Origin of the sequence: Streptomyces sp. NPDC059668, assembly GCF_042734135.1 — a bacterium.
GTDB lineage: Bacteria > Actinomycetota > Actinomycetes > Streptomycetales > Streptomycetaceae > Streptomyces.
Map to the genome: position 1 here is coordinate 47857 of NZ_JBHWEL010000052.1, position 952 is coordinate 48808.

Consider the following 952-nt stretch of genomic DNA (forward strand, 5'->3'; position numbering starts at 1 on the left):
TGTCGGGGCCCTAAAACACCACGCGCGGCCCGCGGCGTCGCGGGGCGCCCCGCTCTCGCGCGGTGCGGGGATCAGCCGTTGTTGGCGCCGTTGCCCGAGAGGACCGGGATCTGGTCCAGGATGTGCGACAGCGGCTCGTCGCCCTTGGCCTGGGTGGAGTTCTCGACGCACTGCTGGTTCTGCGGGGCCGACAGGATCGGGACGTCCTGCACGGCGATCGGGATCAGGCCGACGAGCGAACCGGCGTTGACCTTCGCGGGCAGGCCGATGCACGGCTTGTTCAGCGAGCCCTGGACCAGCGAGAGCTGCGGGCTCATGGCACCGAACGTGGCGGAGTTGCCGAACGACTGGGTGGCCCCGTTGCCGCTGACCGACGTGGTGCCACCGTCGTCACCGATCGCCAGGGCCTGGGGGGCGGCCGCGGCCGAGATGCCGGCGACGGAAGCGGCGATAGCGGCGGTTGCCCACAGCTTCTTCATGTTCGTTCCCTTCGAAAAGCGGACTCCTGGGGGAGGAGCTGCATGATCATCAACTGGGGGAACTGCGCGGGGGTTTCGGGTTGTGCCCCATTCGGCGCAGCGCCCGCGGAGCCCGATTCGCCACGTGTACGCCGGTGAGCTCCCTCGAAAGAAGACGCCATGACCGAAGCGGGGCGCACCGTGCGGCCGGGAAAGGGATTTGCCCGAGGAGCGGAAAGGCCGAAGAGGTGGAGAGCTGACGAGCCGAAAAGGTGAAGAACCGAAAGGTGAAGAGCCGAAAAGGGGAATGCGTGAAGAGCCGAACGACCGAAGACCCGAACGCATGACGAGTCGAATGTGTGAAGAGTCCGAAAGGGCGGAGAAACGCCGACGGGGCCCCCCGTGTCCCCGCGCGCCGCGACCGGGACTCACCCGAAGTACGAACCGTGTCCCCCCACGGTGCCCCGATCGGCGCGGGGGGGGCGGGGGGTGTG

At 68.5% G+C, this 952-nt stretch carries 1 protein-coding gene; it reads right to left on the minus strand.

Annotated features, from left to right (window positions below):
* Positions 1-71 precede the first annotated feature (71 nt).
* Positions 72-479, minus strand: a complete 408-nt coding sequence (locus tag ACFV2J_RS29690; RefSeq protein ID WP_385091147.1) for a rodlin — start codon at positions 477-479, stop codon at positions 72-74.
* Between the last annotated feature and the right edge of the window lie 473 nt (positions 480-952).

Bases quoted from the DNA above. Each gene is read 5' to 3' on its own strand.
- ACFV2J_RS29690 (WP_385091147.1), bottom strand. From the start codon at position 479: ATGAAGAAGCTGTGGGCAACCGCCGCTATCGCCGCTTCCGTCGCCGGC.